This window comes from Amycolatopsis sp. NPDC114478 (assembly GCF_055633805.1).
Map to the genome: position 1 here is coordinate 1 of NZ_JBVKDO010000025.1, position 21968 is coordinate 21968.

At 71.8% G+C, this 21968-nt stretch carries 22 protein-coding genes; 5 read left to right on the forward strand and 17 right to left on the reverse strand.

The window, feature by feature from the left end; genetic code table 11:
• Nucleotides 1–326: 326 nt before the first annotated feature.
• Together tyrS and ACZ7OH_RS43335 are read right to left on the reverse strand one after the other, a co-directional pair.
• Nucleotides 327–1601 (reverse strand): tyrosine--tRNA ligase, encoded by a 1275-nt coding sequence (gene tyrS / locus ACZ7OH_RS43330; RefSeq protein WP_470286247.1) that lies wholly within the window; start codon nucleotides 1599–1601, stop codon nucleotides 327–329.
• A 32-nt stretch (nucleotides 1602–1633) separates the two neighbouring features.
• Complete coding sequence (locus tag ACZ7OH_RS43335) at nucleotides 1634–2272, reverse strand: DNA-3-methyladenine glycosylase (RefSeq protein ID WP_400909578.1); 639 nt, start codon at nucleotides 2270–2272, stop codon at nucleotides 1634–1636.
• A 113-nt stretch (nucleotides 2273–2385) separates the two neighbouring features.
• Here ACZ7OH_RS43335 and ACZ7OH_RS43340 point away from each other — a divergent pair, with 113 nt between their 5' ends.
• Genes ACZ7OH_RS43340 through ACZ7OH_RS43350 form a run of 3 tightly spaced genes read left to right on the forward strand, consistent with a single transcriptional unit; the run spans nucleotide 2386 to nucleotide 4246 of the window.
• A complete protein-coding gene (locus ACZ7OH_RS43340; RefSeq protein ID WP_470286248.1) occupies nucleotides 2386–2931 on the forward strand; it encodes a hypothetical protein in 546 nt (181 codons plus the stop codon).
• Nucleotides 2928–3596: a DUF4166 domain-containing protein gene (locus tag ACZ7OH_RS43345; protein WP_470286249.1), complete on the forward strand. Its 669-nt coding sequence runs from the start codon at nucleotides 2928–2930 to the stop codon at nucleotides 3594–3596. Before ACZ7OH_RS43340 ends, ACZ7OH_RS43345 begins: the two co-directional genes overlap by 4 nt.
• Nucleotides 3596–4246 carry a TetR/AcrR family transcriptional regulator gene (locus ACZ7OH_RS43350; protein ID WP_470286250.1) on the forward strand — a complete coding sequence of 217 codons (651 nt, stop codon included), beginning with the start codon at nucleotides 3596–3598 and terminating at the stop codon, nucleotides 4244–4246. The genes ACZ7OH_RS43345 and ACZ7OH_RS43350 overlap by 1 nt, the downstream gene beginning before the upstream one ends.
• Here the strand turns inward: ACZ7OH_RS43350 and argH are convergent.
• The 8 genes from argH to argC are packed head-to-tail and all read right to left on the reverse strand — an operon-like array spanning nucleotide 4239 to nucleotide 11678.
• Nucleotides 4239–5654, reverse strand: coding sequence for an argininosuccinate lyase (gene argH, locus ACZ7OH_RS43355; protein ID WP_470286251.1), 1416 nt, complete (start codon nucleotides 5652–5654; stop codon nucleotides 4239–4241). The genes ACZ7OH_RS43350 and argH overlap by 8 nt on opposite strands.
• 30 nt (nucleotides 5655–5684) lie before the next feature.
• On the reverse strand, nucleotides 5685–5948 hold the full coding sequence (locus ACZ7OH_RS43360) for an argininosuccinate synthase (RefSeq protein WP_372667190.1): 264 nt from the start codon (nucleotides 5946–5948) through the stop codon (nucleotides 5685–5687).
• Complete coding sequence (locus tag ACZ7OH_RS43365; RefSeq protein ID WP_400909588.1) at nucleotides 5945–6457, reverse strand: arginine repressor; 513 nt, start codon at nucleotides 6455–6457, stop codon at nucleotides 5945–5947. The genes ACZ7OH_RS43360 and ACZ7OH_RS43365 overlap by 4 nt, the downstream gene beginning before the upstream one ends.
• Nucleotides 6454–7380 (reverse strand): ornithine carbamoyltransferase, encoded by a 927-nt coding sequence (argF, locus tag ACZ7OH_RS43370; protein ID WP_470286252.1) that lies wholly within the window; start codon nucleotides 7378–7380, stop codon nucleotides 6454–6456. Before argF ends, ACZ7OH_RS43365 begins: the two co-directional genes overlap by 4 nt.
• Nucleotides 7380–8582, reverse strand: a complete 1203-nt coding sequence (locus tag ACZ7OH_RS43375) for an acetylornithine transaminase (RefSeq protein ID WP_470286253.1) — start codon at nucleotides 8580–8582, stop codon at nucleotides 7380–7382. Before ACZ7OH_RS43375 ends, argF begins: the two co-directional genes overlap by 1 nt.
• Nucleotides 8579–9496: an acetylglutamate kinase gene (argB, locus tag ACZ7OH_RS43380; protein WP_400909594.1), complete on the reverse strand. Its 918-nt coding sequence runs from the start codon at nucleotides 9494–9496 to the stop codon at nucleotides 8579–8581. The genes ACZ7OH_RS43375 and argB overlap by 4 nt, the downstream gene beginning before the upstream one ends.
• On the reverse strand, nucleotides 9493–10653 hold the full coding sequence (gene argJ, locus ACZ7OH_RS43385; RefSeq protein ID WP_470286254.1) for a bifunctional glutamate N-acetyltransferase/amino-acid acetyltransferase ArgJ: 1161 nt from the start codon (nucleotides 10651–10653) through the stop codon (nucleotides 9493–9495). Before argJ ends, argB begins: the two co-directional genes overlap by 4 nt.
• Nucleotides 10650–11678, reverse strand: a complete 1029-nt coding sequence (gene argC / locus ACZ7OH_RS43390; RefSeq protein WP_470286255.1) for an N-acetyl-gamma-glutamyl-phosphate reductase — start codon at nucleotides 11676–11678, stop codon at nucleotides 10650–10652. The genes argJ and argC overlap by 4 nt, the downstream gene beginning before the upstream one ends.
• 74 nt (nucleotides 11679–11752) lie before the next feature.
• On the opposite strand from argC, the gene ACZ7OH_RS43395 reads away from it, so the two are divergent.
• Nucleotides 11753–12715, forward strand: coding sequence for a helix-turn-helix transcriptional regulator (locus ACZ7OH_RS43395; RefSeq protein WP_470286256.1), 963 nt, complete (start codon nucleotides 11753–11755; stop codon nucleotides 12713–12715).
• A gap of 102 nt (nucleotides 12716–12817) precedes the next feature.
• On the opposite strand, the gene ACZ7OH_RS43400 is transcribed toward ACZ7OH_RS43395, so the two are convergent.
• Both ACZ7OH_RS43400 and ACZ7OH_RS43405 read right to left on the reverse strand, forming a co-directional pair.
• The gene (locus ACZ7OH_RS43400; RefSeq protein ID WP_470286257.1) at nucleotides 12818–13315 is read right to left on the reverse strand and encodes a helix-turn-helix domain containing protein; all 498 of its coding nucleotides are present in this window, start codon (nucleotides 13313–13315) and stop codon (nucleotides 12818–12820) included.
• 200 nt (nucleotides 13316–13515) lie between these two features.
• The gene (locus ACZ7OH_RS43405; protein WP_470286258.1) at nucleotides 13516–15093 is read right to left on the reverse strand and encodes an alpha/beta hydrolase; all 1578 of its coding nucleotides are present in this window, start codon (nucleotides 15091–15093) and stop codon (nucleotides 13516–13518) included.
• A gap of 193 nt (nucleotides 15094–15286) precedes the next feature.
• Between ACZ7OH_RS43405 and ACZ7OH_RS43410 the strand changes: the two genes are divergently transcribed.
• Nucleotides 15287–15976, forward strand: a complete 690-nt coding sequence (locus ACZ7OH_RS43410; protein WP_470286259.1) for a DNA alkylation repair protein — start codon at nucleotides 15287–15289, stop codon at nucleotides 15974–15976.
• Nucleotides 15977–16078: 102 nt separating this feature from the next.
• Here ACZ7OH_RS43410 and pheT read toward each other — a convergent pair whose 3' ends face one another.
• The 5 genes from pheT to rplT form a co-directional block, all read right to left on the reverse strand.
• The gene (gene pheT, locus ACZ7OH_RS43415) at nucleotides 16079–18649 is read right to left on the reverse strand and encodes a phenylalanine--tRNA ligase subunit beta (protein ID WP_470286260.1); all 2571 of its coding nucleotides are present in this window, start codon (nucleotides 18647–18649) and stop codon (nucleotides 16079–16081) included.
• The gene (gene pheS, locus ACZ7OH_RS43420) at nucleotides 18649–19710 is read right to left on the reverse strand and encodes a phenylalanine--tRNA ligase subunit alpha (RefSeq protein ID WP_470286261.1); all 1062 of its coding nucleotides are present in this window, start codon (nucleotides 19708–19710) and stop codon (nucleotides 18649–18651) included. Before pheS ends, pheT begins: the two co-directional genes overlap by 1 nt.
• Before the next feature lie 134 nt (nucleotides 19711–19844).
• Nucleotides 19845–20687 (reverse strand): DUF6159 family protein, encoded by an 843-nt coding sequence (locus tag ACZ7OH_RS43425; RefSeq protein WP_400905833.1) that lies wholly within the window; start codon nucleotides 20685–20687, stop codon nucleotides 19845–19847.
• Between the two features lie 37 nt (nucleotides 20688–20724).
• The gene (locus ACZ7OH_RS43430) at nucleotides 20725–21540 is read right to left on the reverse strand and encodes a TrmH family RNA methyltransferase (protein ID WP_470286339.1); all 816 of its coding nucleotides are present in this window, start codon (nucleotides 21538–21540) and stop codon (nucleotides 20725–20727) included.
• Nucleotides 21537–21911, reverse strand: a complete 375-nt coding sequence (gene rplT / locus ACZ7OH_RS43435; RefSeq protein ID WP_086672344.1) for a 50S ribosomal protein L20 — start codon at nucleotides 21909–21911, stop codon at nucleotides 21537–21539. The genes ACZ7OH_RS43430 and rplT overlap by 4 nt, the downstream gene beginning before the upstream one ends.
• Nucleotides 21912–21968: the final 57 nt, after the last annotated feature.

Consider the following 21968-nt stretch of genomic DNA (forward strand, 5'->3'; position numbering starts at 1 on the left):
ATTTAATGCTCTCAAAGGAACCTCATACGAGGTTCAATACATAAGCTCTACTGGCTTAGTTCACTAGCACACTGTTGAGTTCTCAAGCAACACACCCCGAGTCGCGCCGCCGTCAAGCGGCCTTACTCGAAGCGAGTTATTTCTAGCAGTTTTTGGTGGGACACCCACTCAATCGCTTCTGCGAGAGCTTGGTTCGTGTCCCGGCGGCCACCCGGTCTCCCTGGCGACTTGGAGAACTTTACACCCCGCGAGGAGGCCCGAAACAGGGGGGTACCTTAACCGCGTTCCCGCAGGTCAGACCCCTGTTTCGGGCCGTCGGGGCCCGGTCAGCCGCCGAGCGCGACGCCGGCGACGTTCCGCTTGCCCTTGCGGACCACGAGCCACTTGCCGTGCAGGGCGTCGCCCGGCGCCGGCTTCCACTCCTCGTCCGCGATCTTCACGTTGTTGACGTACGCGCCGCCCTCCTTGAGTGTGCGGCGCGCGGCACCCTTGCTGTCCACCAGTCCCCCGGCGAGCAGCAGGTCGACGATCGTCGCGTCACCGGACGGGTCGACCTTGCCGTTCGGCACCTCGGCCATCACGGCGTCGAGGGTGCGTTCGTCCAGCTCGGCGAGCTCGCCGCGGCCGAACAGCGCCTGGCTGGCGTTGATCACCTGCCGGGTCTGCTCCTCGCCGTGGACGAGGATCGTGAACTCCTCCGCCAGCCGCTTCTGCGCGGCCCGCAGGTGGGGGCGCTGCTCGGTGTCCTCCGCCAGCGCAGCGATCTCCTCCTGGCTCAGGAACGTGAACATCCGCAGGTAGCGGACAACGTCGGCGTCGCCGACGTTCACGAAGTACTGGTACCAGGCGTACGGCGAGGTCATCTCCGGGTCGAGCCAGAGGTTCCCGCCCCCGGTGGACTTGCCGAACTTGCGGCCCTCGGCGTCGGTGACCAGCGGCGCGGTCAGCGCGTGCACGCCCGCCCCGTCGGTCCGGCGGATCAGGTCGACGCCGCCGACGAGGTTGCCCCACTGGTCGGACCCGCCGACCTGCAGCTTGCAGTCGTACTTGCGGTGCAGCTGCAGGTAGTCCTGCGACTGCAGCAGCAGGTAGCTGAACTCGGTGTACGACATGCCGTCGCCCTCGAGCCGCCGCTTGACCGTCTCCCGGTTGAGCATGACGTTGATCGAGAAGTGCTTCCCGACGTCGCGCAGGAACTCCAGGGCAGTCTGCTGGCCGGTCCAGTTCAGGTTGTTCTCGACGATCGCGCCGGTGGGCGAGTCGTCGAAGTCGACGAACCGTTCGAGCTGGCCGCGGATCCGCCCGGCCCAGTCGGCGACGACGTCGAGCGTGTTCAGCGTCCGCTCCCCGGTGTCCCGCGGGTCGCCGATCATCCCGGTCGCGCCGCCGGCCAGCACGATCGGCCGGTGCCCCGCGCGCTGGAAGCGCTTGAGCATGAGCAGCGGGACGAGGTTGCCGGCGTGCAGGCTGGGCGCGGTCGGGTCGAAGCCGCAATAGAGCGTGACGGGACCCTGGTCGAGCTCGCGCCGGAGGGCGTCGATGTCGGTGGACTGCGCGATGAGGCCGCGCCAGGTCAGCTCGTCGAGGATGTGTTCGCTCACGCCTGTAGATCCTCCCGCACCTGGTCAACCGACTAACTGGCGGGTCGGACCCGGCGCTTCCCGCCCCGGCGGTAGGTGGACACTGCCGGCGACGCGGCGTCCCAGAACCGCCACGGCGTGTCCATGGCCATCGCGACGCCGACGCGGGGCCCGGTGCGGATCCGCTCGGCGGGGACGCGCTCGCCGACGTGCAGCCGGACCGGCGACGCGGGGTCGGTCAGGTCGACGCCGTTCTGCGCGCGATCGACGCGCAGCACCGACGTCAGGATGGCCGGGCCCTTCGCCAGCTCGCCGGTCCCCCGCGCGGACGGCCGCCGCTTGCGGACGACGTCGAGGCCGGTGACGACCTCGCCGGCGCGGAGCAGCACCGCGCCGGGCATGCCTTCGTGCGTGCCGACGACGTTCGCGCAGAAGTGCATCCCGTAGACGAAGTACACGTACAGGTGACCCGCGGGTCCCCACATGACGGCGTTGCGCGGCGTGCGGCCGCGGTAGCAGTGCGACGCCGGATCGTCCTCGCCGCGGTAGGCCTCGACCTCCACGAGCCGGACGCCGACCGTGCCGTCGGGGCCGGTGGCCTCCAGGACCGAGCCGAGCAGCAGCTGGGCCAGGTCGACCGGGTCGAGGGCCAGCTCGTCACGGGTGAACAACCGGCCTGCGTCGCCGTTCAAACGGGTTCCTCTCGTCGAGCTGCCTGGCGGGATCACCCTAGCCCTTGAGCGATCGCTCAAACTTCTCTACAGTCGATTTGAGCAGTCGCTCAAACTCTGAGGGGAGCCGCGAGATGCGACCGAAGGCGCTCTACGTCGAGACCTTGATCCGCACGGACCTGGACACGCTGTGGCGGCACACGCAGGACCCGGCCCTGCACCGGCGCTGGGACTTGCGCTTCACCGACATCAGCCCAATCCCCGGGCACGACGGCCACTTCCGCTACGCCTCGCGGTTCCTCGGGGTCACGGTCACCGGCGTCGGAGTGAGCGCCGCCTCGCGCACCTGGCCGGACGGCTCGCGCACGTCCGTGCTGCGGTTCGCCTCCGCCGACCCGCTGTCGCTGATCAGCGCGGGGGCCGGGTTCTGGCGCTACACACCGGCCGGCGACGGCGTCCGGTTCGTCACCGGCTTCGACTACGGGACCCGCTGGGGACGCTTCGGCCGCGCGGCGGACCGGGTGTTCCGCCCGCTGTTCGGCTGGATGACGGCCTGGTCGTTCGACCGGCTGCGCCTCTGGCTCGAGACCGGCACGCCACCGGAGGAGCAACTGTTGACCGCGCCTTCGGCCGCCCGCTGCGGCCGGACGCGCCCCCGTGACGAGGTGGCGGCGCGATGACCGGCGTCTTCGAACGCGCGCTCGGCGCCGACTTCGCGTTCCTGCACCCACGCATGCGGGAACGTCTTGCCCTGTCGGCCGGGCGCGGCATGATCGGCCACGGCGTGATGGACCGGATCTGGCGCGGTCCGGCGTTCACGCTGCCGTTCCTGTGGCTCGGGTCGACGCGGCACATCCTGTTCCCCGACTGCGGCCGGAACGTGCCGTTCACCATCGAGAACTACCCGTACGTGGACCGGCACGGCCGCGAGACCGTGTCGTTCGTGCGCACCTTCGAGTTCCCAAGGCGGCGCAGGCGGTTCGACGCGCAGATGGTGTTCAGCCCCGGCCGCGGGCTCGTCGACTACCTGGGGACGCACCAGCACCTGGCGGTCGACCTCGCGATGTCCGTCCGGCCGGACGGCGGGTTCCGGATCCGCACCGGCGAGTTCCGGCTCCGGGAAGGACCGGTCCGCGCCGGCCTGCCGCGGGTGCTCACCGGCTCGGCGCGGGTCGACGAGTGGTTCGACGAGGCGAGCGGGCAGTTCCGGATCGAGGTCGCGGTGGTCAACCCGCGCTTCGGGCCGGTGTTCGGCTACGAAGGCGCCTTCGGCGCGCGGTTCGTCGACGTCGGCGGCGGGGTGAGCGGGGCGGTCAAGCCGCTTCGTGAGAAGGTCATGGACTGATGGGCACCGGCCGGAACTCCAGCTCGCGGGACACGAAGCAGAAGCTCGTGGACGGCGTGCTCGAGATCATCCGGCACCAGGGCATCACCGCGGTCTCCGCGCGGTCGGTCGCGACCGCGGCCGGCGCGAACCAGGCGCTGATCTTCTACCACTTCGGCAGCGTCGAAGAGCTGATCGCGCAGGCGTGTGTTTTAGCGACGGAAGCCCGCGTCTCGCTCTACCGGGAGCGCTTCGCCGCCGTGGCCACCGTCGGCGACCTGCTGGCGCTGGGCCGCGAAATCCGGGTCGCCGAACGCGCGGAGGGCAACCTCGCCGTGCTGGCCCAGACGCTGGCCGGGGCGCAGGGCAGCGAGCGGCTTTCCCAAGCGACCCGCGAGGGCCTGGAGAAGTGGATCACCGAGGTCCGGACGGCGCTGGAGCGCGTGCTCGCCGGGTCGCCGCTGGCCGAGCTGGCCGACCCCGCCGGGCTGGCCCACGCCGTGTCGTCGGGGTTCCTCGGGCTGTCGCTGTTCGAGACCGTCGACTCCGACGGCGCCGAGCAGGCCATCGCCGCGCTGGAGCAGCTGGCCGTGCTCGTCGACGTCCTGGACGGGCTCGGCCCGGTGGCCACGCGGGCCGTCCGGGCCAAGCTCCGCAAATCCCTCAGTTGAGCCACTGACGGGCCGCGTTGACGCGCTCCTCGAGCCGCGCGCGCTGTTCGGCCACGCGCTCGGGCGCCGTGCCACCCCGGGCATTGCGCGACTTCACCGAGCCTTCGACGGTGAGCACGGCCCGCACCTCAGGGGTGAGCGCCGGGTTGATCTTCTCGAACTCCTCGTCGGTCAGCTCGTCCAGGCCGGCGCCGCGGGCCTCGGCGACGCGGACGCTTTCGCCCGCCGCCTCGTGCGCGACGCGGAACGGGACGCCCTGGCGCACCAGCCATTCCGCGATGTCGGTGGCGAGGGTGAACCCGGCCGGGGCCAGCTCGGCGAGCCGGTCGGTGTGGAAGGTCAGCGTGGCGAGCATGCCGGCGATCGCCGGGAACAGGAGCTCGAGCTGCTCGACCGAGTCGAACACCGGCTCCTTGTCCTCCTGCAGGTCGCGGTTGTAGGCCAGCGGCTGCGCCTTGAGGGTGGCCAGCAGGCCGGTGAGGTTGCCGATCAGCCGCCCCGCCTTGCCGCGGGTCAGCTCGGCGACGTCCGGGTTCTTCTTCTGCGGCATGATCGAGCTGCCGGTGGCCCAGGCGTCGTCCAGCGTGACGTAGCCGAACTCGGCGGTGTTCCAGATGATCACCTCTTCGGCGATCCGGGACAGGTTGACCGAGAGCATCGCGACGGCGAAGGCGAACTCGGCGACGAAGTCACGCGAGGCGGTGCCGTCGATGGAGTTCTCGACGCTCGTCGCGAAGCCCAGTTCCTCGGCGACGGCCTCGGGGTCGAGCCCCAGCGACGAGCCGGCGAGCGCGCCCGAGCCGTACGGCGACTCGGCCGTGCGCGCGTCCCAGTCCTGCAGCCGCGAAACGTCGCGCAGCAGCGCCTGGCCGTGGGCCATCAGGTGGTGCGCGAGCAGCACCGGCTGGGCGTGCTGCAGGTGCGTGCGGCCGGGCAGGATCGCGTCCGGGTGCCGCTTGGCCTGGGACACCAGCGCGTCGATCACTTCGAGCGTCCCGGCGACGACCCGGCGGGCGGCGTCGCGCAGCCACATCCGGAACAGCGTGGCCACCTGGTCGTTGCGCGACCGGCCGGCGCGCAGCTTGCCGCCGAGCTCGGTGCCGGCCCGCTCGAGCAGGCCGCGTTCGAGCGCGGTGTGCACGTCCTCGTCGGCGATCGTCGGGGTGAACGTCCCCGAGGCGACGTCCTGCGCGAGTGTGTCCAGCGCGGCCAGCATGCCGGTGAGCTCGTCCTCGGTGAGCAGGCCCGCCTTGCTCAGCACTCGGGCGTGCGCGCGGGACCCGGCGATGTCGTAGGGCGCCAGGCGCCAGTCGAAGTGCGTCGACGCGCTCAGCGCGGCCATGGCCTCCGCCGGACCGCTGGCGAACCGGCCGCCCCAGAGCTGCACCGGCTGCTCGTTCCCGCTCACTGTTCTCGCTTCTCCTCGGTGTTCGTGTGTTCAGGCGACCGTGATCCGGCCGTCGTACAGGACCAGGCGGACACTGGCACATCCGCGGCCGGTCCGCCGTTCGAGTGCGGCGCACGCTTCGCCGCGCCCGATTCTCTGCGCTTCGCCACGCGCGCTCAACATCCGGCGCGCTTCGGCGACGGAGACGGTCTCGCCGTCGATCGCCACCGGGATCCCGTGGTCGAAGGTGATCACGACCTCGTCCGGCGCGAGGAACTCACCCTCGGCCGGGAAGATGTCGGCGATCGCGATCATGGTGGTCCTTCTTCTCCCGCTTCGTGCGCCGAGCGCTGCGCGAGGGCGGCGAAGCGCTCCGCCAGTTCCTTGCCCGTCAACGGTTCCCGGGCGATCACGGCGACGGTGTCGTCCCCGGCGATCGAGCCGACGACCTCTTCGAGCGCGGCCCGGTCGATGGCGCTGGCCAGGAACTGCGCCGCGCCCGGCGGGGTCCGCAGCACCATCAGGTTGCCCGACGAGTCGGCCGAGACCATCAGCTCCGCGAGCAGCCGGGAGAGCCGGGACGTGCCGCCCTGCACCCCGCGGACGGGACTGCCGTCCTCGGGGATGACGTAGACCGGCGCGCCCGAGTCCGGGCCGCGCAGCTTGACCGCGCCCAGCTCGTCGAGGTCGCGCGACAGCGTCGCCTGCGTGACCTCGATGCCCTCGGCGGCCAGCAGCTTGGCCAGCTCGGTCTGGCTGCGGATCGTCATGGTCGACACCAGTTCGGTGATCCGCGCCTGCCGGCCCACCCGGCTGCTGGTCATCGCCGGCTCTCTTCGAAGAGCCAGACCAGCAGGGCCTTCTGGGCGTGCAGCCGGTTCTCGGCCTCGTCCCACACCGCGCTCGCCGGGCCGTCGATCACCTCGTCGGTGATCTCCCAGCCGCGGTGCGCGGGCAGGCAGTGCAGGACGATCGCGTCGTCCGCGGCCTTCTTCAGCAGGTCCGCGTTGACCTGCAGGGCGCGGAACGGGCCGACCCGGTCGAGCCCGTCGTTCTCCTGCCCCATCGACGTCCACGTGTCGGTGACGAGCACGTCCGCGCCGGCGACGGCCTCGTACGGGTCGGTGAAGACGGTGGCGGTGCCGCCGGTCTCCTCGCCGCGCTTCTTCGCGTCCAGCATGACCTGCTGGTCGGGCTGGAACCCGAGCGGCGAGACCACGCGGACGTGCATGCCGGCGGTGACCCCGGCGAGCAGCAGCGAATGCGCCATGTTGTTGGCGCCGTCACCGAGGTAGACGAGGGTGAGGCCCTCGAGCTTGCCCTTGCGCTCGCGGATCGTCATCAGGTCGGTGAGCGCCTGGCACGGGTGGAACTCGTCGGTCAGGGCGTTGACGACCGGGATCGACGCCGCCGACGCCATCGCCTCGATGCGCTTCTGCGCGAAGGTCCGCCACACGATCCCGTCGACGTACCGCGACAGCACGCGCGAAGTGTCCTCGATGGTCTCTTCGCGGCCGAGCTGCATCGAGCGGCCGTCGACGATCACCGGGTGGCCGCCGAGCTGGCTGATGCCGACCTCGAACGAAAACCGCGTGCGGGTCGAGTTCTTCTCGAAGATCGCCGTGATCGACTTGCCGGCGAGGGTCTTGGTGCCGAGCGGGTCGGCCTTCAGCGCGTCGGCGAGGTCGAGGATGGCCTTCTGCTCGGCGGGACTGACGTCGTCGTCGCGGAGGAAGTGGCGGAGCATCAGTCGGAGTCCTTCGTGGTGGAGTCGAGCGCGTTCGGGAGGGCGGCGAGGAAGCCGTCGGCCTGCTCCGCGTCGAGGACGAGCGGGGGCGCGAGCCGGACGGTGCCGGGCGCGACCGGGTTGACGAGGTAGCCGGCGTCCTGGACCGCCTTGGCGACCGCGGCCGAGACCGGCTCGCGCAGGGCGATGCCGAGCAGCAGGCCGGCCCCGCGCACCCCGGCGACGAGCGGGTGGCCGAGCGCCTCGATGCCCGCCGCGATGTCCTTGCCCAGAGACGAGACGTGGTCGAGCAGGCCGTCCGCGGCGATGGTCTTCAGCACGGCCAGACCGGCCGCGCAGCACACCGGGTTGCCGCCGAAGGTCGTCCCGTGCTGGCCCGGCTTGAGCAGGTCGCCCGCCGCGCCGACGCCGATCACGGCACCCAGCGGCAGGCCGCCGCCGAGGCCCTTGGCCAGCGTGATCACGTCCGGCACGATGCCGGCCTGCTGGTAGCCGAACCACGTGCCGAGCCGGCCGAGGCCGGTCTGCACCTCGTCGAGCACCAGCAGCGTGCCGGTGGCCTTGGTGATCTCGCGCGCGGCCTGCAGGTAGCCGTCCGGCGCGGGGATCACGCCGGCTTCGCCGAGCACCGGTTCCAGGAAGACGGCCGCGGTCTCGGTGTCGACGGCCGCCTTCAGCGCCGCGACGTCCCCGAACGGCACGTGCTCCACGCCGGGCACCAGCGGTTTGAAGGGGTCGCGCTTGCCGGGCTGGCCGGTCAGCGTCAGCGAGCCCATGGTCCGGCCGTGGAACGCGCCCTCGGCCGCGACGACCTTGGTGCGCCCGGTCAGCCGGCTGATCTTCAGCGCGGCTTCGTTGGCCTCGGCGCCGGAGTTGACGAACAGCACCTTGCCGTTGCCGGTGAGGCCGGCGACGTCGAGCAGCGCCTCGGCGAGCTCGACGGCCACCGGGTTGACGTAGAGGTTCGACGTGTGGCCGAGCTGCTTGATCTGCGCGGTGACGGCCTCGACGATCGCCGGGTGGGCGTGGCCGAGCGCGTTGACGGCGATGCCGCCGACCAGGTCGACGTACTCCCTGCCGTCGGCGTCCCACACCTTCGCGCCTTCGCCGCGCACGAGGGTCAGCGCGGGCGTGCCGTAGTTGTCCATGAGGGCGGACTGCCAGTGCGTCTGGCCGTCCACATTGGACTTGAGGTCGGTCACGGGAGCTCCGTTTCGGGGAAGACCATGGTGCCGATGCCGCGCGAGGTGAAAACCTCCAGCAGCACCGAGTGGGCGAGACGGCCGTCGATCACGTGCGCCCGGCGCACGCCGCCGCGGATGGCGCGCACGCACGCCTCCATCTTCGGGATCATGCCGCTGGCCAGGGTGGGCAGCATCGGCTCGAGGTGGTCGACGCGGATGCGGTCGATCAGCGACGACCGGTCGGGCCAGTTCGCGTACAGGCCTTCGACGTCGGTGAGCACGACGAGCTTTTCGGCGCCCAGCGCGGCCGCCAGCGCGCCGGCGGCCGTGTCGGCGTTGACGTTGTGCACCACGCCGTCGACGTCCGGGGCGACGGTGGACACCACCGGGATGCGCCCGGCGTTGACGATGTCGAGCACCGCGTCCGGGTTGACCTCGGCGACCTCGCCGACGAGCCCGATGTCGACCTGCTCACCATCCACAGTGGCCTGTTTGCGCTCGGCGGTGAACAGCCGGGCGTCTTCGCCGGAGATGCCGACCGCGTACGGGCCGTGGGCGTTGATCAGGCCGACGAGCTCGCGGCTGACCTGGCCGGTGAGCACCATCCGGACGATGTCCATCGTCTCGGGCGTGGTGACGCGCAGGCCGCCCTTGAACTCGCCTTCGACGCCGAGGCGCTTGAGCATCGCGGTGATCTGCGGGCCGCCGCCGTGCACGACGACCGGGCGCAGGCCGGCCAGCCGGAGGAACACCATGTCCTCGGCGAAGGCCGCCTTGAGCCCGTCGTCGATCATGGCGTTGCCGCCGTACTTGACCACCACCGTGGCGCCGTGGAAGCGCTGCAGCCACGGCAGCGCCTCGATGAGCACCCCGGCCTTCTCGGCCGCCGTCGCGAGTCGTTCGTCCGCGGAAATCAGTGCCTCCTTGGTCATGAGGAGTACGCGCTGTTCTCTTCGACGTAACCGTGCGAAAGGTCCGTGGTGTAGATGGTGGCCGCGGCGCCGCCGACGCCGAGGTCGACGACGATCTCGACGGCCCGCGCGGTGAGGTCCGCCTCCGAGCGGTCGGCGGCGGGCATCCCCTGGGCGAACAGGGTGACGCCGTTGATCGCGATCGACACGGTCTCGGGATCGATGCGGGCCGGCACCCGGCCCAGCGCCATCGCGATCCGGCCCCAGTTCGGGTCGGAGCCGAACAGCGCCGTCTTGACCAGGTTGTCCTCGGCGATCGTGCGGGCGACCGCGATCGCGTCCGCTTCGGATTCCGCGCCCTGGACGGTGATGTCGACGTCCTTCGTCGCGCCTTCGGAGTCCGCGCGCAGCTGGAGGACCAGGTCCAGGCCGACCCGGGTGAGCAGCTCGGTGAGCTCGGCTTCGCTCGGCTCGACGCCGCTCGCACCGGAGGCCAGGACCAGGACGGTGTCGTTGGTGGACGTGCCGCCGTCGACGTCGAGCCGGTCGAAGGTGACGTGGGTGGCCGCGCGCAGGGCGCGGTCGAGGGTTTCCTTGTCCACCACGGCGTCGGTGGTCAGCACCGAGAGCATGGTGGCGAGGTTCGGGGCGAGCATGCCCGCGCCCTTCGCGAAACCGCCGACGCTCCAGCCGGTTTCGTGCTTCGCGAAGGCCTGCTTCGGCTTGGTGTCGGTGGTCATCACGCCCTTGGCGGCGTTGAGGCTCGCTTCGGCGCTCGCGTCGAGGGCCTTGAAGGCGCTGTCCACTCCGCACAGGACCGCGTCCATCGGCAGCCGTTCGCCGATCAGGCCGGTGGAGCAGACGGCGACCTCGATCGCGCCCGCCTGCAGCACTTCGGCGACTTTTTCGGCGGTGGCGTGGGTGTCCTGGAAGCCGCCGGGGCCGGTGGCCGCGTTCGCGCCGCCGGAGTTGAGGACGACGGCCTTGAGCCGCTGCTGCTTGAGCACCTCCTGCGACCACAGCACCGGCGCGGCCTTGATGACGTTGCGGGTGAACACGCCCGCCGCGACGTCCAGCGGGCCGTCGTTGACGACCAGCGTGAAGTCGAGCGCGCCGGAGGCCTTGATCCCGGCGGCGACGCCGGCGGCGCGGAAGCCCTGGGGGCCGGTGACGGTCACGGTGCCACTCCTACGGTGGAAAGGCCGGTGGTCTCGGGGAGGCCGAGGGCCAGGTTCATCGACTGGACGGCACCGCCGGCGGTGCCCTTGGTGAGGTTGTCGATCGCGGCGACGACGACCAGGCGCTTCGCGTCGGCGTCGACCGTGACCTGCAGCTGGACGTTGTTCGAGCCGAGCGTCGCCGAGGTCGTCGGCCAGGCGCCCGCGGGCAGCAGCTGGACGAACGGTTCGGCGTCGTAGGCCTTCTCGTACGCCGCGCGGGCGGCGGTCTCGTCGACGCCGTCCTTCAGCGGGGCGCTCGCGGTGGTCAGGATGCCGCGGGGCATCGGCGCGAGGACCGGCGTGAAGGACACGGTGACCCGCTCCCCCGCGACGGCCGAGAGGTTCTGCGCGAACTCGGGGGTGTGGCGGTGGGCGCCGCCGACGCCGTACGCGCTGGCCGAGCCCATCACCTCGGAACCGAGCAGGTTCGGCTTGAGGCTCTTGCCGGCGCCGGAGGTGCCGGTGACCGCGACGACCGTGACGTCCGGCTCGATGAGCCCAGCGGCGAAGGCGGGCGCCAGGGCCAGCGACCCACCGGTCGGGAAGCAGCCGGGCACGGCGACGCGCTTGGTGCCGGCGAGCTTTTCGCGGGCGCCGGGCAGTTCGGGCAGGCCGTAGGGCCACTGGCCGGCGTGGTCGCCGCCGTACCAGCGCTGCCAGTCGGCCGGGTCGGCCAGCCGGTGGTCGGCGCCGAGGTCGACGACCAGGACGTCCGGGCCGAGCTGGGCCGCGATCTCCGCCGAGTGCCCGTGGGGCAGCGCGAGGAACACGACGTCGTGGCCGGCGAGGGTCTCCGGGGTCGTCTCGGCGAGGACGCGGTCGGCGAGGGGGACGAGGTGGGGCTGGTGGACGCCGAGCTTCGTGCCCGCGCTGCTGGCGGCCGTGAGCGCGCCGATCTCGACCTCGGGATGGGTCAGGAGCAGGCGCAGCAGTTCGCCGCCCGCGTACCCGCTGGCTCCGGCCACCGCGATGTTCACCGTCATACGCATGATTATGCACACCCTTGCAAGTCTAAACAAACCCGGAGTGGTGCCCGCCACCTTGGGATGCTGGGCCCATGACGGACACCCCGGCCCGGTTGCTCGGCCTGCTTTCGCTGCTCCAGACACCGCGTGAGTGGCCGGGCAGCGAGCTGGCCGAACGGCTCGGTGTCAGCCCGCGCACGATCCGCCGGGACGTCGACCGGCTGCGCGAGCTCGGCTACCCGGTGGAGGCCAGCCGCGGTGTCGCGGGCGGCTACCGGCTGGTGGCGGGCACCGCGATGCCGCCGCTGGTGCTCGACGACGACGAGGCCGTCGCGATCGCGGTGGGGCTGCGGACCGCCGCGGGGCAGACCGTCGCCGGGATCGAGGAGGCGTCCGTGCGGGCGCTGGCCAAGCTGGAGCAGGTCCTGCCGGCCCGGCTGCGCCGCCGGGTGGGCACGATCGGCACGGCGACGGTCGCCGTCCCGGCCGCGGGACCGGCCGTCGACCCGGCGCAGCTGACTGTGTTCGCCGGCGCGATCACCAACCACGAGACGGTCCGCTTCCGCTACCGCGCCAACGACGGCACCGAGACGCGGCGCCGGGCCGAGCCGCTCCGGCTGGTCGCCGCCGGGCGCCGCTGGTACCTGGTGGCGTACGACCTGGACCGGGCGGACTGGCGCATCTTCCGCGCCGACCGGATCCGCGACGCCCAGGCGACCGGCGGGCGGGTGGCGCCGCGCCGGCCACCCGCCACGGACCTGGCGACGTACGTGATCGACCGGCTGTACGACCTCCTGCCGACGTACCGGGCGGTGGCGGTGCTGACGGAATCGTCGTCGCAGGTCGCACCCAGGCTGGGCGCGGCGCCGGGCGAGCTGACCGACCTCGACGAGGGCGGCTGCCGGTGGCGCAGTCACCCGGACACCCTGGACTGGCTCGCGTTCCGGCTGCTGGGCGTGGGGTGCGCGTTCACCGTCGAGGAGCCACCGCAGCTGGTGGCGCACTTGAGGGTGCTCGCGGACCGGGCCACCGCGGCGGCGGGTGTGCGGAGCTAGCTGGTTGCCGAAGCCGTCCGGCATTGGTCGTCCCTCTCCTGGTCGCAGCGTTCACCGGCCGCCGTGGTGGGCCCGTCCATCGGGGACCGGCCCACCGCGCCGTCAGCTCGGCTCACCCCCGTCCAGGTCCGTCCGCCTGCTCGGCGGCACGGGGAGGTAGCAGCCCGGGTTCTCCGGGTCGCAGCCCACGCGGGGCAACCGGGCGCGGATGCCGCCCGGCGTGCGCTCGAAGTACGCCGCGATCTCCGCGACGCTCTCGCCCGCGAGCCACCGCGACTCCAGCTCCGCGTCCATCGCCTCGTTCCACGGCCGGCCCTGCTGCGCGGGACGGCCGGCGGATCTTCGCCGCGGCCCCCGGCCCTCCCCGGTCGCGGACAGCAACCCGTCCGCGACGAGGTCGGCCACCTTGGCCGCCACCGCCACGTCCAGGTCGAGGCTGCCCTCGGCGACCGGTTCGCCGCCGGGGCCGCCGGCTTCCAGGGTGATCATCACCCGGGGAGTCGGTTCGGCGCGGTCGTCGTCCGTCCTGGTGGCGACCGCGATCAGGTAGGTGATGTCCTGTGCCCGGACCTCGGTCCGGCGCTCTTCGATGATCGACATGCCGCGAAGCTAGCGCGCACCCCCGACAATTTCCGGCCACGCGCTGCTCACGGCCGACTCCGCTCCGAAATTGTCGGCCCCCTCCCCTAACGTCTCCGGCGACCACACCCCGTCATCAGGAGGCGACGATGAGACACCGGCGGACAAGACGGTGCCCCGGTCCGGGCGAGCCGGACCGGGGCACCGTGGGGACCTTCCGATCAGAAGTGCAGCAGCTGTGCCAGTTGCTTCTCCTGCACGGCCTTCGCGGAGCTGTCCGACTTCTGCGCGGCGGCGCCGTCGGGCACCGGCGGCGGAACCGGGCTGCACTGGACGTCCGAGTGGTTGCCGGGCTGGCGCTTCGGCAGCGCGCCGGTGGCCAGGTAGTCGGCGACCTTGTCGTCCACACAGGACACCCCGGACAGCGAGCCGGCGTGCGTCGTGCCGCCCGGCGCGCTGATCAGGCTCGAGTTCGGGTACCGCTTCCGGACCTCGAGGCTGCCGGGGTACGGCGTGGCGGCGTCGAGCTCTTCGCTGATCAGCAGCGCCCCGGCGACCTTGCGGCCGTCGATGTCGACGGGCTTGCCCGCCTTGGCCGGCCAGTACACGCAGGGCGCGTTGAACCAGGCGTTGCCCCAGGTCTCGAACGGGGCCTTGAAGTAGGTCAGCCAGTTGTCGGCGCGCCACTTGTTCCAGTTGGTCGGCCACTGGACGTCGGTGCACTGCACGCCCAGGTACACGGCGAAGCCGTTGTCGGCGCCGGGCGGGTTCGAGTCGTCGTAGAGCGCCTTGAGCGTCTGCCAGTCACCCTTGTGGACGTAGCCGTCGAAGGCCTTGGCCATGTCGACCCAGCCGAAGACGTAGTAACCGGCCTGCAGGAAGATGTCGGTCCACTCGTCGCCGCCGATCACCCCGCCGGCCGGGTTCTTCGCCAGCTTGCGCTGCGTGGCGTACCACAGCTTCTCGACCGCGGAACCGGTCTTGCCGAGGTGGTACACGTTGTCGTAGGACGCCAGCCAGTCGAAGTAGATCTTGATGTTCTTGTCGAACGCGACGTCCTGGTCGAGGTTGGCCTGGTACCAGACCTTGCGCGGGTCGACGTTGCCGTCCAGCACCATCCGGCGGACGTTCTTCGGGTACAGCGTGCTGTACACCTGGCCGAGGTAGGTGCCGTAGGAGAAGCCGTAGTAGTTGATCTGCTTCTCGCCCAGCGCCTTGCGCAGGCTGTCCATGTCCTGCGCGACGTCGGTGGTCTTCAGGTGGTCGAGGATCTCACCGTTCTTCTTGCACGCGTCGGCGTAGCCCTTCGACCGGGCGAGCCACGTCTGCTCGAGCCCCGGCGTGGTCGGCACGTAGGCCGGCCGGTTGTAGCTGAAGTAGTTCCCGTCGCAGCTGATGGCCGGCTTGCTGGACCCGACGCCCCGCGGGTCGAAGCCGATCCAGTCGTAGTTGTCGCCGGCGTGGTTCGGCACGTACTTGCCGAGCACCGAGAGCCCGAGGCCGGACCCGCCGGGGCCGCCCGGGTTCACCAGCATGATGCCCTGGGACTGCGCGGTCTTGTGCTTGATCCGCGACACCGCGACGGAGACCTTGGTCCCGCCCGGCTTCGCGTAGTCCATCGGCACTTCGAGGAAGCCGCACTCGGCGCCGTTGGCCTTCAGGCTCGCCGACGCGCAGGGCCCCCAGGCGATCGGCGCGGGCGTGAACTGCACCCCGGGATCCGCCGAGGCGGCGGGCGCGGCGGCCATCAGCCCGGCCGCGAGACCCGCGGCGGCGACGGCGGCAACGATTCTCTTCACAGTCGTCCTTTTCATCCGCAATGGACAGAGTTCGCCGGATTCCGGCGAACCTACCGGCAACCTTCGCCAATCTCGTCGACCGGCGCGACTTCCGCCATCCGTCTTTCGTCGGTACCTGCGCCGGCCGCCGAGGGCCGGAACTGTCGGTGCCCGGCAGTACGCTGCGGCCCGCCGGAACGCGACAGGAGGACGCATGAGCGCGGACGAACAGCTGGTCAAGGCGATCCGCACGGGGCTGGCCGAGCTGGCCGACCCGGTGAAGGCACCGGCGATGCAGGCGTACATGAAGTCGGCCATGCCGTTCCGCGGGGTGGCTTCACCCGAGCGGACCGTGCTCCTCAAGCGGGTTCTGGCCGACCACAAAGTGACCGATCGGGTGAAATATTCAGCCACGGTGCTGGAGCTGTGGCGGACGGCCGAATTCCGCGAAGAGCGCTACGCGGCCATCGCGCTCTCCGGGCACCGGGCGTACCGGCAGTGGCAGGACCGGGAGCTGGTGCCGATGTACGAGGAGATGATCGTCGACGGCGCGTGGTGGGACTACGTGGACGAGCTCGCGATCCGCCGCATCGGCCCGATCCTGCGCGCCGACCGGAGCGGCGTGACGCCGACGATGCTGAGCTGGGCGGCGGACACGGACCTCTGGCGGCGCCGAACGGCGATCATCTGCCAGATCGGCGCGAAGGAGGACACGGACACCGACCTGCTCACGCGGACGATCGAACCGGCGATCGCGGAGCCGGAGTTCTTCCTGCGCAAGGGAATCGGCTGGGCGCTGCGCGAGTACGCGAAGACCGCGCCGGACTGGGTCCGGTCCTTTGTGGATGATCACCCGAGATTGTCGGGGTTGTCGCGGAGGGAGGCGTTGAAGCACATCGGTTGAGGCGAGGGGTGCGGGCGGTTGGCTGAAATGCCGGAAGGGGCCGGTTTCCCGACCCCTTCCGAACTACCCAGCCTCTATTGGCCAAGGGCAAGCGTCCACACGCTACGCGCGCAGCGTTGCCCCGAAGCGCTCGCCGGCGGCCGCCACCGCGGCGTCCCGGGCCTTCGTCGCCTCGTCGACCGTCAGCGTCCGGTCCGCCGCGCGGAACCTGAGCTTGTACGCCAGCGACCGCTTGCCCGCACCCACCTGCTCGCCCGCGTACACGTCGAACAGCGTGATGTCCTCGAGCAGCTCACCCGCGCCCTCACGCAGGACCGCGGCCAGGTCCGCCGACGGCACGTCCGCCGCCGCGACCAGGGCCACGTCCAGGAGCACCGGCGGGTAGCCCGACACGCTCGGCGCCGGACGCGAGTCCGGGAGCGGGATCGCGTCCAGGTCCAGCTCCATCGCCACCGTCCGGGGCGGCAGGCCCAACGCCTCGACCACCTTCGGGTGCAGTTCGCCCGCGTGGCCGACCGGCCAGTCGCCGACCTGCAGGCGGGCGCAGCGGCCCGGGTGCCACGGCGGGAGGTCCGTCGCCTGGACCGTCAGCTCGATGCCCGATGCCTCGGCGATCGTGCGGGCCGCCTCGACCGCGTCGGCCCAGTTCGCCTGCTCGCCGGGGCCCCACCAGCCCGCGCGGGTGCGCTGGCCCGCCAGGACCACCGCGACGTGCAGCGGCTGCTGCGGCACGGCGGCTTCGAGCAGCGCGAGCTCCTCGTCCGTCGGCCGCCGGTCGACGCCGAGATCCGGGACCTTCAGCGGGTTCGGTGCGGGCAGGACCACCTGGCCGATGTGGAACAGCGCCACGTCCTTCATCCCGCGGGACACGTTGCGCTGCAGCGTGTCCAGCAGGCCCGGCAGCAGCGTCGTCGCCAGCCGGTTGCGGTCGGCCTCCAGGGGGTTGCGGACCACGACCGTGTTGCGGCGGACGTCGTCCGCCGGGAGGCCGAAGGCGTCCCAGACCGAGTCGGAGATGAACGGGAACGGGCGCACCTCGACGTACCCTGCCTCGGCCAGCGCCCGGGACACGCTGCGGACGCGCCGCTGGCTGTCGGTCAGGCCGCGGCCGGCCGGGGCGGCCGGCAGCGTCGACGGGATGCTGTCGTAGCCCTCCAGCCGCAGCACCTCTTCGACGAGGTCGGCCGGCTGGCGCAGGTCGCCGCGCCAGCTGGGCGGGATCGCCGTGACCTGGCCGGTGCCGTCGTCGCCCGTGCTGACCGTGACCTTGCAGCCGATCTGGGAGAGGCGCCGGACCGTGACCCCGCGCTTGTAGTTCACGCCCGCAACCTTGTCGGGCAGGTTGATCGGCATCACGACGGGCGGGTTCGGCTCGACCGAGCCCTCGTCGGTGCGGCCGGGCTGGATGGCGGCGTCGCCGTACTGGCGCAGCAGCCGGGCGGCCAGCTCGACCGCCGCCGCGCTCAGCTGCGGGTCGGTGAACCGCTCGAACCGCTTCGCGGCCTCCGAGAACAGCTTGTGCCGGCGCGCCGTGCGGCTGATCGCGGCCGGGCTCCAGTGCGCCGCCTCGAGCAGCACGTCGGTGCTCTCCGGCGTGATCTCGGTGCTCGCGCCGCCCATCGTGCCGGCGAGGGAGATGACGCCGCTGTCGTCGGCGATGACCACGTCGTCCGGGTCGAGCGTGCGCTCGACGTCGTCCAGCGTCGTCAGCTTCTCGCCCGGCTTCGCCCGGCGGACCACCAGATCACCCTGGATGGCCTTGGTGGCGAACGCGTGCAGCGGGTGCCCGAGCTCGAGCATCACGTAGTTGGTGACGTCGACGGCCAGGGAGATGGACCGGATGCCGGCCAGCATCAGCCGCCGCCGCATCCACCACGGCGTCGGCGCCGTCGCGTCCAGGCCGGTGACGCGCCGCAGCACGAACCGCGGGCAGCCTTCCGGGTCCTCGACGTGGACCGGCCAGGCGTCGCCCTCGGCCGCCGGGACCTCCAGCAGGGCCGGGTCGCCGAAGGGCACGTCCAGCGCGTTCGACAGCTCGCGCGCGAGGCCGCGGACGGACAGCGCGTAGCCGCGGTCCGGGGTCGGGGCCAGCTCGAGCACGGTGTCGTCGAGGCCGAGCAGCTCGCGGGCGTCGTCACCCGGGCTCGCGGTGCCCGACGGCAGCACGAGGATGCCGGCGTGGTCGTCGCCGAGGCCGAGCTCGCGCGCCGAGCAGATCATGCCGTCGCTGACGCGGCCGTAGGTCTTGCGGGACGCGATGGTGAAGTCGCCGGGCAGGACCGCGCCGGGCAGCGCCACGACGACCAGGTCGCCCTCGGCGAAGTTGCGCGCGCCGCAGACGATGCCGCGGGTGCGGATGCCGTGCGGGCCCTCGTCCTCGAACTCGCCGTCTTCGTCGTCGTCCTCGTCTTCGTCGTCGGCGGCAGCGGCGTCAGTGGGCTCCTCGGCCTCTTCACCGACGTCGACGCGGCAGAACCGGATCGGCTTCTTGAACTCGGTCAGCTCTTCGATGTCGGCCACCCGGCCGACGACCAGCGGGCCGGTCACCGGCCCGAGCTCCTTGACGTCGTCGACCTCGATGCCGATCCGCACGAACGCGTCGGCCAGGTCCTGCGGCGTGACCTCCTCGCCGATGTCGAGGTGCTCGGTCAGCCAGCTGACGGGGACTCGCACTACGCCTCCGTTCCGAAGGGAAGGGTGAAGCGGACGTCGCCCTCCACCATGTCGCGCATGTCCGGGATCCCGTTGCGGAACTGCAGGGTGCGCTCGATGCCCATGCCGAACGCGAACCCCGAGTACACGTCGGGGTCGACGCCGCAGGCGCGCAGCACGTTCGGGTTGACCATGCCGCAGCCACCCCACTCCACCCAGCCGGGGCCGCCCTTCTTCTCCTCGAACCAGACGTCCACCTCGGCGGACGGCTCGGTGAACGGGAAGAAGTGCGGACGCAGCCGGGTCTTGGAGCTCTCGCCGAACATCGCGCGGGCGAAGGCGTCCAGCGTGCCCTTGAGGTGCGCCATGGTGATGCCCTTGTCCACCGCGAGGCCTTCGACCTGGGTGAACACCGGGGTGTGCGTCGAGTCCAGCTCGTCGGTGCGGTACGTCCGGCCGGGGCAGACGACGTACACCGGCAGGTCGCGGTGCAGCAGCGTGCGGGCCTGCACCGGCGAGGTGTGCGTGCGCAGCACCAGGCCGGAGTCCTCCTCGCCGACGTAGAACGTGTCCTGCAGCTGACGCGCGGGGTGGTCCTTGCCGAAGTTCAGCGCGTCGAAGTTGAACCACTCGGCTTCGAGCTCCGGGCCCTCGGCGACCTCGTAGCCCATCGCGACGAACGCGTCCGCGACGCGCTCGGAGATCGTGCTGATCGGGTGCCGGGCACCACGCGGGATGCGGTCCCACGGCAGCGTGACGTCGACCGCCTCGTCGCGCAGCACGCGCTCGTCGCGCTCCACCTGGAGCTCGGCGCGGCGGGCGTCGAAGGCCGCCTGGATGGCCTGCCGGGCCTCGTTGACGCGCTTGCCGGCCTCGGCCTTCTCCTGCTTGGGCAGGGCGCCGATCTCACGGCGGGCCAAGCCCACCGGAGACTGGTCGCCGAGATGAGCCGGCTTGACCTCGGCCAGCGCTTCGAGCCCGGTCGCGGCGGCGAACGCGGCTTCGGCGGCCTTGACCGCCTCCTGCAGCGTCTCGGGGGCGAGCACCGCGCCCTGGGCTTCCTTCTCCTTGGCTCCGGACATAACTCCTCGGCGTCCGCTGGGACTGGTCGTACGCGCACCGCCGGACACGCGGCGCGCGAGAGGTCAAAGGTGGGAAAAGTCTATGGGATCGGGTCCGCGCGCCCCCGGTCGCCCCGGGCCGCGCGGATGCACGCTCAACGCGCCCGGAACGCGTCGGCGAAGTCGACCGACGCGAATTCGCCGGGTACCACGCCATCGGCGGCGTAGCGGTACAGCGCCGTCTGGTAGATGCCGGACAAAGTCGTGGTGAAGACGGCGACGAGCACCGTCCACCCGACCGCGAGGGCGGCGCAGACGAACAGCGTGGCCGTGCCGCCCAGCAGGAGGCCGGCGACGAGCAGCACGACGTAGCCCGCCATGGCGAGGCCGACGCCGATCAGGCTCAGGCCGAAGCCGCCGGCCGCGTTCTCGCCCCACGTCCGGCGGAACAGCTCGACCGACCGCTTGACCCCCGCCTTGACCCCGGCGCCCTCCAGCACGACGACGGGGAGCACGAGGAACGTCGTGAGCCGCCAGGCCAGGCCGACCAGGCCGCTGACGATGCTCCCGAGGAACCCGAGCCGCTCCTCCACGGTCCGCAGGACCAGGCTGACCGTCGCGGAGACACCGGCCCAGCCGAGCAGCGCGGGCCAGCGGTGTGCGGCCGCGGCGAGGCCCGCGCCGACCGCCGGCGTGCCGCCGCGCAGCGCGACGTCGGCCTGGGAGATCAGGGCGGCGTTGAAGAAGATCGTCACGAACGCCGAGACGAGGTAGAAGGCCGCGACCAGCACCCACGAGCCGGCGGTGAGCCTGCCGTGGTCGGTGATCTCGGCGTGCGAGGCGAAGAACGCCGGCGTCAGGAACGCCCCCGCGACGAACAGCGCGGCGACGCCGGCCAGCACGGTGAACCAGGTCAGGCCCTTGTGGGCGCGCAGGACCTTGAACGAAGCGGTGAACAACGCGTAAGAGCGGGTGACCCGGCCCATGATTTCCCCCAAGTGGCCACAGTGGATACCGCGGCAGCCTACTCGCGGGTCAGCGCCGTGCCGCCATCGCACTCGTGTACACGCAGACGGCCGCCGCGGTGGCGAGGTTGAGGCTTTCCGCCTTGCCGTACAGGGGGATCCGGACGACGAGGTCGGCCCGGTCGAGGACGTCGGCGGGCAGGCCGTGGGCCTCGTTGCCGAAGACCCACGCCGTCGGCTCGGTGAGGTCCACCCGATCGAGTTCGGCGTCGGCGTAGCCGTGCGCGGCGAACGTGCGCAGGCCCGCGGCCGAGCAGGCGGACAGGGCCGCCGGGACGTCGCGGACGCGCGCGATCGGCAGGTGGAACAGGCTGCCGGCGGCGGCGCGGACGCACTTGCCGTTGTGCGGGTCGACGGTGTCGCCCGCCAGCACCACGGCGTCGGCGCCCGCCGCGTCGGCGACGCGGATCACCGTGCCCGCGTTGCCGGGGTCGGCGACGTCGACCAGCACCACGACGAGCCGGGCACCCGGCGTCACGGCCTCCTCGAGCGGGCGGTCGAGCAGCGCGCAGAGGGCCACGATGCCTTGGGGCGTCACAGTTTCGGAGAGCCCGTCGGCGGCGCGGTCGGTGATCGGCGAAACCGCGACGCCGGCCGCGCGGGCCGCGTCGACCAGGTCCGCGTGCTGCTCCGCCGCGCGCGAGGTGACGAACAGCTCGTGCACCCGGCCGCCGGCCAAGGCGGCCTCGACGGCGTTGGCGCCTTCGGCCAGGAACCGGCCGGTCTTGTCCCGCTCCGCGCGCCGCGTCAGCTTGCGCGCAGCAACGACCCGGGGGGTCCGCTCGGTGAACGGATCCGCCCCGGGTCGGGGAAAGCTGCCGGTCAGGCCGACTTCGCTTCGGTGTTCACGTTGGCCTTGGCGAGCTCGGCCAGCGCGGTGAAGGCGGCGGCGTCGTTGACGGCGAGGTCCGCGAGGATCTTGCGGTCGACCTCGACACCCGCGGCCTTGATGCCCTGGATGAACCGGTTGTAGGTCACGCCGTTGGCGCGGGCGGCCGCGTTGATGCGGGTGATCCACAGCTGGCGGAAGTCACCCTTGCGGGCACGGCGGTCCCGGTAGGCGTAGTTGAGCGAGTGAAGCGTCTGCTCCTTGGCCTTGCGGTACAGCCGCGAACGCTGGCCGCGGTAGCCGCTGGCCAGTTCGAGAGTTGCGCGACGCTTCTTCTGGGCGTTGACCGCCCGCTTGACGCGTGCCACGGGTCCATCCTGTCGATCTCGGGGGGCGAGGGGAAACGCCCCGGGTGGTTACTGCAA

What these genes read in the sequence shown, in the direction of transcription:
- ACZ7OH_RS43395 (WP_470286256.1), top strand. Translation starts at nt 11,753, where the DNA reads ATGACGGACACCCCGGCCCGGTTGCTCGGCCTGCTTTCGCTGCTCCAG.
- argF (WP_470286252.1), bottom strand. Translation starts at nt 7,380, where the DNA reads ATGCTCCGCCACTTCCTCCGCGACGACGACGTCAGTCCCGCCGAGCAG.
- ACZ7OH_RS43345 (WP_470286249.1), top strand. Translation starts at nt 2,928, where the DNA reads ATGACCGGCGTCTTCGAACGCGCGCTCGGCGCCGACTTCGCGTTCCTG.
- argB (WP_400909594.1), bottom strand. Translation starts at nt 9,496, where the DNA reads ATGACCAAGGAGGCACTGATTTCCGCGGACGAACGACTCGCGACGGCG.
- ACZ7OH_RS43350 (WP_470286250.1), top strand. Translation starts at nt 3,596, where the DNA reads ATGGGCACCGGCCGGAACTCCAGCTCGCGGGACACGAAGCAGAAGCTC.
- ACZ7OH_RS43400 (WP_470286257.1), bottom strand. Translation starts at nt 13,315, where the DNA reads ATGTCGATCATCGAAGAGCGCCGGACCGAGGTCCGGGCACAGGACATC.
- argC (WP_470286255.1), bottom strand. Translation starts at nt 11,678, where the DNA reads ATGACGGTGAACATCGCGGTGGCCGGAGCCAGCGGGTACGCGGGCGGC.
- ACZ7OH_RS43410 (WP_470286259.1), top strand. Translation starts at nt 15,287, where the DNA reads ATGAGCGCGGACGAACAGCTGGTCAAGGCGATCCGCACGGGGCTGGCC.
- ACZ7OH_RS43340 (WP_470286248.1), top strand. Translation starts at nt 2,386, where the DNA reads ATGCGACCGAAGGCGCTCTACGTCGAGACCTTGATCCGCACGGACCTG.
- ACZ7OH_RS43365 (WP_400909588.1), bottom strand. Translation starts at nt 6,457, where the DNA reads ATGACCAGCAGCCGGGTGGGCCGGCAGGCGCGGATCACCGAACTGGTG.
- ACZ7OH_RS43360 (WP_372667190.1), bottom strand. Translation starts at nt 5,948, where the DNA reads ATGATCGCGATCGCCGACATCTTCCCGGCCGAGGGTGAGTTCCTCGCG.
- pheS (WP_470286261.1), bottom strand. Translation starts at nt 19,710, where the DNA reads ATGTCCGGAGCCAAGGAGAAGGAAGCCCAGGGCGCGGTGCTCGCCCCC.